9 protein-coding genes are annotated in these 12,995 nt (G+C 44.6%); 6 read left to right on the forward strand and 3 right to left on the reverse strand.

The features are described from left to right. Positions 1-245 precede the first annotated feature (245 nt). From ABYB02_RS09075 to ABYB02_RS09085, 3 genes are read right to left on the reverse strand one after another with little or no spacing between them, the layout of a single operon-like run. Positions 246-1,544, reverse strand: coding sequence for a lysine N(6)-hydroxylase/L-ornithine N(5)-oxygenase family protein (locus tag ABYB02_RS09075; protein ID WP_372762149.1), 1,299 nt, complete (start codon positions 1,542-1,544; stop codon positions 246-248). After that, on the reverse strand, positions 1,538-2,491 hold the full coding sequence (locus ABYB02_RS09080) for a GNAT family N-acetyltransferase (RefSeq protein ID WP_372762150.1): 954 nt from the start codon (positions 2,489-2,491) through the stop codon (positions 1,538-1,540). The genes ABYB02_RS09075 and ABYB02_RS09080 overlap by 7 nt, the downstream gene beginning before the upstream one ends. Further along, positions 2,481-4,214 (reverse strand): IucA/IucC family siderophore biosynthesis protein, encoded by a 1,734-nt coding sequence (locus tag ABYB02_RS09085; protein ID WP_372762151.1) that lies wholly within the window; start codon positions 4,212-4,214, stop codon positions 2,481-2,483. Before ABYB02_RS09085 ends, ABYB02_RS09080 begins: the two co-directional genes overlap by 11 nt. Before the next feature lie 80 nt (positions 4,215-4,294). On the opposite strand from ABYB02_RS09085, the gene ABYB02_RS09090 reads away from it, so the two are divergent. The 6 genes from ABYB02_RS09090 (at position 4,295) to ABYB02_RS09115 (ending at position 12,903) form a co-directional block, all read left to right on the forward strand. Next, a complete protein-coding gene (locus ABYB02_RS09090; protein ID WP_372762152.1) occupies positions 4,295-5,443 on the forward strand; it encodes an MFS transporter in 1,149 nt (382 codons plus the stop codon). Between the two features lie 95 nt (positions 5,444-5,538). Continuing rightward, entirely contained in the window at positions 5,539-6,339 is an 801-nt protein-coding gene (gene dapB, locus ABYB02_RS09095; RefSeq protein ID WP_372762153.1) for a 4-hydroxy-tetrahydrodipicolinate reductase, read from the forward strand. A gap of 359 nt (positions 6,340-6,698) precedes the next feature. Continuing rightward, positions 6,699-7,835, forward strand: a complete 1,137-nt coding sequence (carA, locus tag ABYB02_RS09100; protein WP_372762154.1) for a glutamine-hydrolyzing carbamoyl-phosphate synthase small subunit — start codon at positions 6,699-6,701, stop codon at positions 7,833-7,835. 16 nt (positions 7,836-7,851) lie between these two features. Next, positions 7,852-11,070, forward strand: coding sequence for a carbamoyl-phosphate synthase large subunit (gene carB, locus ABYB02_RS09105; protein WP_372762155.1), 3,219 nt, complete (start codon positions 7,852-7,854; stop codon positions 11,068-11,070). 51 nt (positions 11,071-11,121) lie between these two features. After that, on the forward strand, positions 11,122-11,598 hold the full coding sequence (gene greA, locus ABYB02_RS09110; RefSeq protein ID WP_372762156.1) for a transcription elongation factor GreA: 477 nt from the start codon (positions 11,122-11,124) through the stop codon (positions 11,596-11,598). A gap of 459 nt (positions 11,599-12,057) precedes the next feature. Beyond that, positions 12,058-12,903 carry a magnesium transporter gene (locus ABYB02_RS09115; RefSeq protein WP_372762157.1) on the forward strand — a complete coding sequence of 282 codons (846 nt, stop codon included), beginning with the start codon at positions 12,058-12,060 and terminating at the stop codon, positions 12,901-12,903. Positions 12,904-12,995: the final 92 nt, after the last annotated feature.

The following is a 12,995-nucleotide window of genomic DNA, read 5'->3' on the forward strand; positions in this document are numbered from 1 at the left end:
CTATTGTAATTATTATTTAATAAAAAAGCCGCAAATAGCGGCTATACAGTAACAAAGTATATTAAAAGTACAATAAAAGTACATTATTAATGCAGATTGATAACTTAAAGCGGATAGTTATAACTATCCGCAAAGCGGTGGTCTTCGCCTGTGTGGTCAAATGCTGTTTTAAACATAAGTGACTGGCACGCGCATAACAGCCTTGCAGTAACAAGGCTTAAAGGCGTTTATTATATTTATAGTGTTTAAACTGCAGTTGTTAAGGTTAACGCCTGGCTATGCTGTGGCAGTGTCCAGTCAATGAAATTTTGCTTTTCAGTTAAATCGAACACGGTGCTTCCTGCTAAGTGATTAATAATGGTAGCGCTGCGCCATGCCATTAGACTGAGTTGCGGCTCTGCGATGCCGTGGCTGTTTATTCCAGCATTAACAGCATAAATTTGGTTTTTATGTTGGTGTTGCCATTTTACGTTAAAATGCCTGTCTAGCGTGAGTTTGCCGTCATCGTCTAACTCTAACCAAGGTTTCAGGGGTAACAGGTAGTTAGGTAGGGTGGTGGCAAAGCCAGTGGCCAGAATGACATAGTCAACATCCAGCAGTTCCTCTGTTTGATTGAGCGAATTATAACACTGCATGGTATAACCATTGTTGTACGGTGTGAGTTGTTGCGCAGTACGATTGGGTAACAAATGCAACCATTTACGCTCCCCATTAACCTCAAAGTGTTGGTACAGGTATTGATAAATCTGTTTTAAGCACTCTGTAGTAATACCATCACTAGACAGCTTTTGCGCTTTTATTTCACGCTTTTTACTTAGCTCGGGTAAGTTAAAAAAGCACTCAGTGTATTGTGGTGTGAAAAATTCATTAGTAAAGGTGGCTTCGTCTAAAGGCTGATAATTAGGGCGGCGAGACACCCAGTATAAATCTTTGGGCTTCCCCCAAACAGCCTGCAAACTATTGAGCACAATATCAGCGCCGGTTTGTCCGCCGCCCACCACGGCCACGCGTTTATTTGTTAAATCGAGCTGTCTGTTCATAATGTCACTGGCATGGAACACATGTTTGCCTAGCAATGGGGTAAATTTTTCTGGTACATGGGGCGCTTTGCCCGTACCGAGGCAAATATTTTTTGCGTGATATTCACCACGGTCAGTGGTAATAACAAAATGCTCACCGGTGTACGCAATAGCGTCGACAGCTTCATTAAAATGCAAGTTATCGAGTTTACTGGCTGCCCACGCCATATAGTTGGAAAACTCGCCACGACTGATCATGTTTATTTCCGTTGATAGGAAGCGATAAAAACGCTTGTTATCGACCAAATACGATAAAAAACTCACCGCACTTGTTGGAACGACTGCAGTGACCAAATCTTTTAAATAAGAGGTTTGCATATAAGCCTCAGGAAGTAATAACCCGGGGTGCCACGCAAAATGTGGTTTATTATCAAAAAAGCGATATTGCAACGCGTGCGTTTCGTTAAGTAACGCGGCGATACTTAAATTAAACGGGCCAATCCCGATACCAGCAAGGTCTAACATTGAAAATTCTCCTTGTAGAAGTTAACTTTTTCGATTGAAACAAGCGCAGCGCGCTTATGGGGAAACGCAAACTCATATTCTTTTATGAAGCCAAGTTTAGTGATTTGATTAAGCAGCCTGTGATTGTCGTATCTTGGCTCAAGGACAATTTTTTGCGTGTCTGGGCAGTCTAAAAACATAAAATGTGTAATCGCCTTACACCACGCTTTAAAAAAAGGCGTGCCTCGATAGGCCTCGTTCCCCACCAGCAGATGTAATCCTCTGTCGTGTGCTTGCCACGGGTAATAGGAAGCTATTCTGTCTTCACTTGCCCAATACACCTCAAAGTAACCAAACGGTTCATCGTCGAAATAGCCAATTAAGGGCAAGTTATACGGGGTGGTTAATTTATTCGCTAAATAGCGTTTAAGCGCCTCTTTAGGTAACTCCATTTGCCAAAACTCACTCACCCGAGGATCATGCATCCACGTATAAAAGCGCGCTAAATCATCGTGTGGGTGAGCCACTTTAAAACTAACCCATTTACCCAGTTCATGATCAAAACGGCGATAAACTTGTTGCGTTAAATTTCTATTGCGCGGCGGGCACGCTCTTGCAGCAAAACGCTCGTTATATTGCGCTCTGGGGGTCTCATTTAGACCATTAATAGGGTGGCTATAAAATTCAAAACGTGACACGCTTTCGGCGTTAAAAGCGGCTATAAATGCCTGCCATGCTGCAGAAGTGTGCCAGCTAGTTTGCGGTAATTGCAGGTGTTTTATTTGCGGGTGCCAATAAAAAAGCCCATCAAGCAGTAATAACAGTTGCTCTAACGATTGCACCTGGCGATTAAAGGCTGCGACAAAGCAATGATCAAAGCACAGCTCACCGTGCAAAGACAGTTGTTGGCAGCGGCTGATCACACCCGATGGCTGCTTTTCAATGGGGAAACGCTGTTTAAATAACATATTGGTTTTCCTCTTGCTCGCTGTGCGCCACTAAATTGGCCATCTGAAAATAGATAACAGCAGGATCAGCAAGTGTGTTTTCGTTATCGCCGGCTAAATAGCAGTAAAAATTGCCCTTACACTGAAAGTGAGATTGCGTCAGGATTTGTTGTAAACAACGTGGATCGTGTGCTGAATCAGCAATACTGGCGAGTGCGGTGTGTAGTTTGTTACACCAGGCTTGCTCATCGCCAAATCCCAACATGCTCAGCGCGGCGATAACCGCATAACCACTGTTGATAATCACGTAGTATGGAAAGTAGCGTGAAATTTGCTGTGCGCTCCAATGATGCTCAATACCCGAATGGATAGTGTGATCTTGCTCACTGAATAACGCGATACCACGCTCAGAAAAACCCATTCCCTGACAGTCACGAATAAAGGTTTTACTGGGTAACCCTTGTGCAAACTCAATCACAATATTTTGCTGGTGGGCTAAACACACTAAACCAAGGTTGGCTTGTAAGTCGCACAGCGGTACGAGCACCTTTTCACAAAAAGCGCTAAACCATAGCTCTGCTGCTTGCGCTAAGGTGACGTGGTTAGTTTGGCTGACCTGCTGCAGTTGTTGTTGCAGCAAATGGCGTTGATCATCCATCGGCAGTTGGCATAAAGTGGCCAGCATCAGGGTTTCATTTTCAAAACACAGAGGCTGATTTTCTCTAAATAACAGAATACTTTCTTCAATTACGTTGCCATTAAACTGTAAACCGCACCAAGCAGGCTCTTGTAAAATAACAAACTCGGGGTAGCGTTGTTGCCACTGGGCGTAGCTGTGCGTTTGACACGCATTAAATATGCGCAGGCCGCGTTGACACTCTTTTACTGACAAGGTCCTAAGTGAATTGGTGAGTTTTATATTGAGTGAGAATTTTAGTTGGTAATCAACCTCAGCTTGGCACACAGCACGCACCGATGAGGTGGCCGACCACGCTAACCCATGGGCGCCAAGTTCAGTAATTAAATTATCGTTAAGCATGCACGCAATGCTGGGCAGGCTTTTTAAGTACTGCCATTGCCAGGGATGCATTGGCAGCACAGCATAATGTGCATTGCAGTGGGGTAGTAAGCTTGCTGCGCTTTGCGATAAAACGGTGTTTAAATACGTGTCGATACTGGCACCTTCTGCAGCACCGGTTAAACACTCTCTTGCCACTTTTAACCACACCAACGCAAATTTGGCGCCAAACTCAGGGCTGTATTTAGCCCAGTCATGCTGCGCTAGTTGCTCGCGACTTTTAGCTGCCGGATGAAAGTTGTGTCCGGCGAGCAAGCCTTGTTCAGCAGCAATAAAAGTTAACGGGCCGGTGTTTAATTGCTTGATATTGGGATGCGCTTGCACAGCAGCGGCAATAAACGCTTGGCTTTGTAGTACGTGAGCCGCAAATAAATCGCGTTGTTGGGGTGAGAAAGTGGTGATTTTATCACCGTTATTTAACAAGTGAGGCAGAGCCGCTGCAAACTCGATGTGCTCAAGCTGTGTGTTAGTTAATAAATAAATGTCACCGCGATAGTGATGCAACCCAACGGCTGAAAAATAATGCAACGGAAACAGCATACTTTGTTGCTGATTAAGTGTAATACAAATGCAGTGCGTGTCTTGATAGGGGAGCTGTTGCCAATTGTTATTTTCCCGTAAATAGGCATTGGCAAAGCTTGACCAACTAAAACTTTTTTGCAGCATGGAGATAGTCCTTTTAATTAAATGTCATTGCTAATGATAATTGTTCGCATTATCATGTCAAGAAAATTTAATAGGACGGTATGACATTGATTAATAAACACCTTATTTGGCTGATAGTAGGAGGGGGCCTTTTAGGGGTCAGTCAGCAAATCGCAATAGTGGTACTGCCTTTACTTGCAAAGGTAATGGCGGTGTCTTACGAAAGCTTAGTTAACTGGCAGGCGTTAGGCTCCTTGTTGTTTTTATTCTCCAGTGTATTTTGGGCAAAGGCCGTCGCCAAGCACGGCATAACATGGGTGGTTAAAGTATCTACGGTGGGCTTTTTACTCAGTAACCTGATGTTGCTGTGTTTATGGCTCAATCATCAGTGGTTAGCGACCACTATGATGCTGGCGATATTTATCGTTAGTCGTGTTTGCCATGGCGTATTTAGCAGCGGCATAGTCCCTCAATTACAAACCAGTGCGCTGATGCTTTACCCACACAATAGCGTTGCGGCGCTGGCGAAAGTCGCACTTGGCGGCACCCTAGCGCGCTGCTTAACACCCTTGCTGTGTATGGGTTTACTGATGTTCTCTGCTACGTGGGTATTTGCTCTGCCAATCGTATTAGCGATGTGTGTTCTGTGGGCAACGCCGCGTTTAGCAAAAGTGCAGCTGCCCCTTAATAAAGCGCGCAAAGTGACGCAGCATCGGGGGTTATTAGTAGTGGCTTTGCTAAGTGCATTTTGCCTGTGTTATGGGCAGTTTAGCCTAGTACATGTGTTTGCACGCTTTATCCCTGATAACAGTATCGCGGTGAGTCAATGGGTGGCAGGTAATTTGGCGCTAACGGCGTGCTTAAGTAGCTTTAATCAACTGTACTACATTAAAAAGCGGCAAATGAACGCTGAAAAACTATTAATAGCGAGCGTCGCTTTCGCGTTGTTAATGGCTGGGGTTGCTAGTTTAGTAAATAGCTTAGTGGCAGTATGTGTCTGTATTTCATTGCTGTTTATGGCATTAAATAGCGCAACATTGGCTTATACGAATGTGATTGTGGCACACACCAGCTCGCAGTTTACCAACTACATTACGTTAGTGCATACCCTAGGTTATGCGCTGGGAGCGCTCTGGATTAACTTTTCCTTTGCTCAGCCCTTTGCGGTTATTTGTGTAGCATTGAGTGTGGTATTTGCGATTATTGTAACGCGTTATATTCGCTTTGCGTATTTATCACAGTGCAGTTAAAGCGTCCCTAAATGAATTTTTTAATGATGATTTATGTCCATAAAGTCTGTATAAACGACACTCACTGAACGATGACATTTTGAATGAGGAAAATTATGACCAACATAGCCATTTTTGGTGCCAATGGCCGCATGGGCAAAGTTTTATGTGAAGCCTCGTTAACTTCACCAAACACAACGTTGGCAGCGGCTTATGTGCGCGATGCACATGAATTAATTGGCAGCCCAGTACAAGCGTGTATAACCCAAGGGCAAACAGAAGTGACTTTTTCGGCTGAGTCTGAGATTGGCAAAGATATTGATGTAGCCATTGATTTTACCCTTAAGCAAGGGATGCGCAAACATTTGCAAACCGCGATTGCGACTAAAACTCCTTTGGTGATTGGCACCACAGGCCTAGAGGCCAGTGATATGCAGGCATTGCAACAGGCTGCGCAGCAGATCCCTATCGTATTTGCGCGCAATTACAGTGTGGGCGTTAATCTATTACTTAATTTAGTACAAACAGCCGCCACTAAAATGGGCGATGATTTAGACATCGAAATATTTGAAGCGCACCACCGCCATAAAATAGATGCGCCTTCGGGCACTGCGCTGGCGATAGGTGAAGCGATTGCCGATGCCAAAGGCTGGGATCATGATACGGTAGCGGTGTATGATCGCAGCCAAGTAGAGCAAGCTAAAACACAGCATGAAATCGGTTATTCAGTGCTTAGAGGCGGTGATATAGTAGGTGAACACACGGCATACTTCGCAACTATGGGTGAAAGGCTCGAATTAACCCATAAAGCCAGTTCCAGAATGACGTTTGCCCTAGGTGCAATAAGAGCTGCAGCGTGGTTAAAAAATAAACCAGCAGGACTTTATGATATGCAAGATGTGCTAGATCTGAAGTAGTTAACTGCTGTTTTTAACTATTTCACTGCGAATTAAGCGACAAACAGTTATTTAATCAAATTTGTAAATAGCGTTAGATCTGAAAGGCAACTTCATGTAAAATGCAGCCAATTTGCCAAAAATTCATAATTGCGTGTTTCCAAATATACCCAAGTGGCTTGTAAAAAGCGGGGTTCAGTGGGAATGAAGTAGTTTTCGGCAAGAAAAAATGATTGAAGGTTTAGTCTTATTTTATCGGCGTCATTTAACACTGTTGTAAACGATTTTATCCACAGAAACTAGCTATATAGCAATCGCCTGGGTATTGGCGGGGTTTAAGCATTGTGCTTAGTCCCGTTTTTTACTGTTAGGAGGTTAATTTGACTAAATCCGCTCTGTTAGTCCTAGAAGACGGCACAGTGTTTCGCGGTACTGCAATCGGCGCTGACGGCATGTCAGTCGGTGAAGTAGTATTTAATACGTCTATGACTGGTTATCAAGAAATTTTGACTGATCCATCATACGCGGAACAAATCGTAACTTTGACGTACCCACACATAGGTAATACGGGTACTAATAGCGAAGACGAAGAAGCGAATCAAATATGGGCGAAAGGCCTAGTGATCCGTGATTTGCCACTGCTAGCGAGTAATTTTCGTAACGAACAATCGTTAGCTGATTACTTAAAACAACGTAATATTTTAGCTATTGCGGACATCGACACCAGAAAGTTAACCCGTATTTTGCGTGATAAAGGCGCTCAAAACGGCTGTATCATTGCCGGTGACGAATTAGACGAGAATAAAGCGCTTCAAGCCGCGCAAGCCTTCCCAGGCTTAAAAGGTATGGATTTAGCAAAAGTAGTCTCAACCAAGGAAAATTTTGAGTGGCGCGAATCAAGCTGGACATTGGGCGCAGGGTTTAAAACCTTAGATGCAGCCGATGAAAAGTTTCATGTTGTGGCCTATGACTTCGGTGTAAAGCGTAATATTTTACGTATGCTTGTTGATCGTGGTTGTAAACTCACTGTTGTACCGGCACAAACCCCCGCTGCTGACGTACTGGCTTTAAACCCTGATGGTATCTTTTTATCTAATGGCCCGGGTGATCCCGCCCCGTGTACTTATGCCATTGATGCAATTAAAACCTTCCTAGAAACCGATACACCTATTTTTGGTATTTGTTTAGGCCATCAATTATTAGCCCTTGCCTCGGGTGCAACCACAGTAAAAATGAAGTTCGGCCACCATGGCGCAAACCACCCAGTAAAAGATTTAGAGCGTGATGTCGTAATGATCACCGCACAAAACCATGGTTTTGCTGCCGATGAAGCGACACTGCCTGATAACTTACGTGCTACACACAAATCGTTATTTGACGGCACATTGCAAGGTATTCATCGTACCGATAAGCCTGCCTTTAGTTTCCAAGGTCACCCTGAAGCAAGCCCAGGCCCACACGATGCAGCCCCATTATTTGATCACTTCATCGATTTGATGCAAGCGCGTAAACACTAATTTAACCGGAGTAACAATGCCAAAACGTACCGACATAAAAAGCATTCTTATCTTAGGCGCAGGCCCAATTGTTATTGGTCAGGCTTGTGAATTTGACTACTCTGGTGCACAAGCGTGTAAAGCACTGAGAGAAGAAGGCTATCGAGTTATTTTAGTTAACTCAAACCCAGCAACGATTATGACCGACCCAGAAATGGCCGATGCGACGTACATCGAACCGATTCATTGGGAAGTGGTAGAAAAAATAATTGAAAAAGAAAAACCAGACGCAGTGTTGCCAACCATGGGTGGCCAAACCGCGTTAAACTGTGCCCTTGAGCTTGATAAGCAAGGTGTATTAGCAAAACATGGCGTTGAGTTAATTGGCGCAACCGCAGATGCTATCGATAAAGCTGAAAACCGCGAACGTTTCGATGCTGCGATGAAAAACATCGGCTTAGAATGTCCACGTGCTGAAATTGCGCACTCAATGGATGAAGCCCGTGACATTATTAAACGCATTGGTTTACCGTGTATTATTCGCCCGTCGTTTACTATGGGCGGCACCGGCGGCGGTGTAGCGTATAACCTTGAAGAGTTTGAAGAAATTTGTGAACGCGGGTTAGATTTATCGCCGACCAACGAATTGCTTATCGATGAGTCACTGATCGGTTGGAAAGAGTACGAAACCGAAGTGGTACGCGATAAAAACGACAACTGTATTATTGTTTGTACCATTGAAAACTTCGATCCAATGGGCGTGCACACCGGTGATTCAATCACCGTAGCTCCGGCGCAAACCCTCACTGACAAAGAATACCAAATAATGCGTAATGCCTCGATGGCCGTACTGCGTGAAATTGGTGTTGAAACCGGTGGTTCAAACGTACAGTTTGGTATTAATCCGGTTGATGGCCGCATGGTGATCATTGAGATGAACCCACGGGTATCACGCTCATCGGCATTGGCATCAAAAGCCACCGGTTTCCCGATTGCTAAAATTGCTGCAAAACTGGCGGTAGGTTACACCCTTGACGAGCTACAAAACGACATTACTGGCGGTAAAACCCCAGCGTCTTTCGAGCCGGCAATCGATTACGTGGTAACCAAAATTCCTCGCTTTAACTTTGAAAAATTTGCCGGTGCCAACGACCGTTTAACCACGCAAATGAAATCAGTGGGCGAAGTAATGGCAATTGGTCGTAACCAACAAGAGTCATTACAAAAAGCATTACGTGGCCTTGAAGTGGGCGCGACGGGTTTTAACCCCATCGTGGCACTTGACGACCCGAAAGCAAAAGAAAAAATCATCCGTGAATTACGCGAGCCAGGCGCTGAGCGTATTTGGTACATAGCCGATGCTATGCGCCATGGGATGAGCGTCGAAGAAGTGTACGAGCTGACTAAAATAAACCTCTGGTTCTTAGTACAAATCGAAGACATCTTAAAAGACGAAGCGAAAATCTCTGAAGTAGGTATGGCTGGTTTAAATGCCGACTTCCTACGTAAGTTAAAACGTAAAGGTTTTGCCGACCCACGCATTGCAGAAATTGCCGGTGTATCAGAAGCGGAAATTCGTAAAAAGCGTCATCAGTTAAACATTTTACCGGTGTACAAGCGCGTTGATACCTGTGCGGCAGAGTTTAGCTCTGATACGGCGTACATGTACTCAAGCTACGATGAAGAGTGTGAAGCTAATCCAACCGAGCGTGACAAAATCATGGTCATTGGTGGCGGCCCTAACCGTATCGGCCAAGGTATCGAATTTGATTACTGTTGTGTACACGCGGCATTGGCGCTGCGTGAAGATGGTTATGAAACCATTATGGTTAACTGTAACCCAGAAACAGTATCAACCGATTACGATACCTCAGACCGCTTATACTTCGAACCGATTACCCTTGAAGACGTGCTAGAAATTGTGCGTGTTGAAAAGCCAGTGGGTGTTATCGTGCAGTACGGTGGTCAAACGCCACTGAAACTTGCCCGTGAACTTGAAGCTAACGGCGTACCAGTGATTGGTACTTCGCCGGATGCAATTGACCGCGCCGAAGACCGTGAACGTTTCCAACAACTGGTTGAGCGTTTAGATTTACTACAACCAGAAAATGCCACGGTAACGTCAACTGAAGAAGCGATTCTTAAGTCAGTTGAAATTGGTTTTCCACTGGTAGTACGTCCGTCGTATGTACTTGGTGGCCGTGCGATGGAAATTGTTTACGACGAGCAAGACTTACGTCGTTATATGACCGAAGCAGTGCAAGCCTCAAATGAAGCCCCGGTATTACTCGACCGTTTCTTAGATAATGCGATAGAAGTTGACGTTGACGCTATATGTGACGGCGAGCAAGTGATTATTGGCGGCATTATGGAACACATCGAGCAAGCGGGTGTGCACTCAGGTGACTCGGCCTGTTCATTACCGGCACATACGTTATCGCAAGAAGTGCAAGATGTGATGCGTAAGCAAGTAACTGGTATGGCACTTGAGCTTGGCGTTGTAGGCTTAATGAATACTCAGTTTGCAGTAAAAGACGGCCAAGTGTACTTAATTGAAGTGAATCCGCGTGCAGCACGTACCGTACCGTTTGTGTCAAAAGCAACGGGTGTGGCGCTGGCCAAAGTAGCAGCACGTTGTATGGCGGGTCAGTCGTTGGCAAGCCAAGGTATTACTAAAGAAGTACTGCCACCTTATTACAGCGTTAAAGAAGTGGTATTGCCATTTGCTAAGTTCCAAGGCGTGGATCCAATCCGTGGCCCAGAAATGCGCTCAACCGGTGAAGTGATGGGTGTTGGTGATACTTTCGCCGAAGCGTTCGCAAAAGCGCAATTAGGTGCAAGCAATACTTTACCACGTGGTGGCCGCGCGCTATTATCTGTGCGTAATAGCGATAAGCCACGTATTGTTGAACTTGCCAAAATCATGACCGACCTTGGTTTTGAAATAGACGCAACAGGTGGCACGGCTGCTGCACTGGAAGATGCTGGCATTACGGTTCGCCGTGTAAACAAAGTATTTGAAGGTCGCCCGCACATTCTTGATAGAATCAAAAGTGGCGAGTATAGCTATATCGTTAATACCACCGAAGGTCGCCAAGCGATCGAAGATTCGAAGGTGTTACGTCGTGGTGCTTTACAGCACAAAACCAACTATACTACGACCTTGAATGCAGCGTTTGCTAACTGTATTGCTAACCAAGCAGACGACCGTAGCAAAGTGACGTCAGTTCAAGAACTACACCTGCGATTGAACTAAGGAAATGTGCCAAGGCCGTGTTGCGCGGCCTTGGGATTAAGTGAGAAAAGTATGCAATCAATTCCGATGACAGTTCGTGGCGCAGAGTTACTGCGTAAAGAACTTACTGAATTAAAAAATGTTACCCGTCCTAAAATTATCGCGGATATTGCCGATGCCCGCGAACATGGTGACTTAAAAGAAAATGCTGAGTATCACGCTGCGCGTGAACAACAGGGTTTTTGTGAAGGCCGAATTCAAGAAATTGAAGCGAAACTTTCTAATGTACAAATAATTGATGTGACCAAAATGCCCAATACCGGCAAGGTTATTTTTGGTACCACGGTGACTATTGTCAATGTTGACACCGATGCTGAAGTAAAATATCAGATTGTGGGTGATGACGAAGCCAATATTAAAGAGAACCGTATTTCGGTTAACTCACCGATTGCGCGCGGCTTGATTGGTAAACAAGCCGATGATGCAGTGATCATTGAAACCCCAAAAGGCAACGTTGAGTACGAAATCATCGAGGTTGAGTATATTTAATACTTCACTTACCTGCTTTATTAACAACCAGTGTTGCTAAAACACTGGTTTTTTTGTTTAAAAGTGTTAAAACGGCGGCAGCTAACTGGCCTTAATTTTTTTACTTTGCTACTCTACAGCTGCTGCTAATCAAGCAGTTTATTTGGAGATTTTATGAACGATACCGACCATCCCTCTAGCGTGAGGGTAGAAAAGTAACCCGCCTCGGTATTGATATTGTTTAAATCTACCTAAGCGGTAGAGTCCCCTCATTGTTATATATTTTTCTTCCCTTTGAATTCTAGAATTAAGTAATGAAATTAGTGCTATTTATCATTCAGCGCCAGAGCACAGCAATTGCTATGGTCTAGTGTGAGTAAACGGTTAGTTTCATTATTTGATGGTCGTTACCTTGTAATATACCAAGGCGCATAATTAACTGTTATTGCGTATTGGTATTAGCCAATCGGGAGATTCGCCATGACGGTAATGAGCAAAAACTATGTAGAAAACCCCCCCAATTTTTCGCAAGCAGAGATCGGTGCGGCCAAAAAAGTATTTTTAGCACACAGTTATAGTAAACAAGTGCAATTACTGACCATAATGGATGTAGAGGAGGCGGTGGCCATTTTGCAGCACTGCTCTATTAGTTATGTGCAAGATTTAATTAGTTGTTTAGAAAAACAGGGGCACGATAAACAAGCGCGGCATTATGCCCACCAATTGGGCTTTATCCACTCAGAAGTGGAAACGGCACAAAGCTATTTAACCACCTCGGCGCTTGGGCATGTGCAACAGCGTATTGGGTGGATCATTGTATTAGCGTTACTTGGCATTGTGTCGGGGTTAATTATTACCCAATACGAAGACACGTTAAGTCAACTGGTATTATTGGCGGTGTATATGCCAGTTATTGCCGCAGCAGGAGGTAACACCGGCTCACAAGCGGCAACCTTAGTTATTCGTGCGTTAGCCACCGGCGAGCTGAAAAAAAGGCAGTGGCTTGCGGTGCTGCTCAAAGAAAGCCAAATTGCTGTTTGTTTAGCGCTTGCCGTAGCAGGGGTGATGATAATACGCATTATATTTTTCAGTGATGTTAAATCAGCGGGTGGTTTTGATTTACACCTTATTGCTGTGGCGATTGCGGTCGCGTTGTTTATTCAGGTTACGCTGTCGACGACACTGGGTGGATTACTGCCGATTTTAGCGCGAGCACTAAAGCTAGACCCTGCAGTATTAGTGAGTCCAGTGTTGGCCTCAATAGTGGATATATCGGGAATGTGGATATACTTTACCGTGGTAAATTATTTCTTAGAGATAGGCTAAGGGGGTTATCTGCTGGTGACTAATCCGGCTGTCACTATGACACTAATGATCCCGCTGTAATTAGCCTATGACGTTGTGCTTGGCCTACATGC

Source organism: Pseudoalteromonas sp. (genome assembly GCF_041613455.1).
Classification (GTDB): domain Bacteria; phylum Pseudomonadota; class Gammaproteobacteria; order Enterobacterales; family Alteromonadaceae; genus Pseudoalteromonas.

Excerpts from the sequence above, each read along its gene's own strand:
- ABYB02_RS09075 (WP_372762149.1), bottom strand. The coding sequence starts at position 1,544 with ATGTTAGACCTTGCTGGTATCGGGATTGGCCCGTTTAATTTAAGTATC.
- ABYB02_RS09080 (WP_372762150.1), bottom strand. The coding sequence starts at position 2,491 with ATGTTATTTAAACAGCGTTTCCCCATTGAAAAGCAGCCATCGGGTGTG.
- ABYB02_RS09085 (WP_372762151.1), bottom strand. The coding sequence starts at position 4,214 with ATGCTGCAAAAAAGTTTTAGTTGGTCAAGCTTTGCCAATGCCTATTTA.
- ABYB02_RS09090 (WP_372762152.1), top strand. The coding sequence starts at position 4,295 with ATGACATTGATTAATAAACACCTTATTTGGCTGATAGTAGGAGGGGGC.
- dapB (WP_372762153.1), top strand. The coding sequence starts at position 5,539 with ATGACCAACATAGCCATTTTTGGTGCCAATGGCCGCATGGGCAAAGTT.
- carB (WP_372762155.1), top strand. The coding sequence starts at position 7,852 with ATGCCAAAACGTACCGACATAAAAAGCATTCTTATCTTAGGCGCAGGC.
- greA (WP_372762156.1), top strand. The coding sequence starts at position 11,122 with ATGCAATCAATTCCGATGACAGTTCGTGGCGCAGAGTTACTGCGTAAA.
- ABYB02_RS09115 (WP_372762157.1), top strand. The coding sequence starts at position 12,058 with ATGACGGTAATGAGCAAAAACTATGTAGAAAACCCCCCCAATTTTTCG.